1 pseudogene is annotated in these 461 nt (G+C 72.9%); it reads left to right on the top strand.

What is annotated here, in order from left to right:
- A pseudogene (locus KCH87_RS48515) lies at nt 1-461 on the top strand (transcriptional regulator); the annotation flags it as partial.

The following is a 461-nucleotide window of genomic DNA, read 5'->3' as shown; positions in this document are numbered from 1 at the left end:
CAGCCTCGACGCCTTCGCGAGCGGTGACATCGCCACGGACGTACGAGCTGTCTTCTCCTCGTCGTACGAGGCCCTGTCCGTCCCGGCCGGCCGGCTGTTCCACCTGCTGGGCCTGCACTGCGGCCCCGACATCTCCACGCCCGCCGCAGCCGCCCTGGCCGGGCTCCCCCTCCGTGAGACCCGCGGCCTGCTCACCGAACTCACCCGCGCCCACCTGCTCACCGAGCACACACCGGGCCGCTACACCCTGCACGACCTGCTGCGCGTCTACGCCGCCGAACGCGTCGCCACGGACGAGACACCGCAGGAGCGGGACCAGGCCGTGGAACGGCTGCTGTGCTGGTACCTGCACACCGCCGACGCCGCCTACACCCATCTCACCCCGCGTCGCCGCCGGGTCCCCCTCAAACCGCTGCCCCCCGGCTGCCACCCCCTGACGTTCACCACGCACGACCAGGCCC

It is taken from the genome of Streptomyces sp. GESEQ-35 (assembly GCF_017948485.1).
Lineage (GTDB): Bacteria > Actinomycetota > Actinomycetes > Streptomycetales > Streptomycetaceae > Streptomyces.
This window is presented reverse-complemented; position numbering and strand designations above follow the sequence as displayed.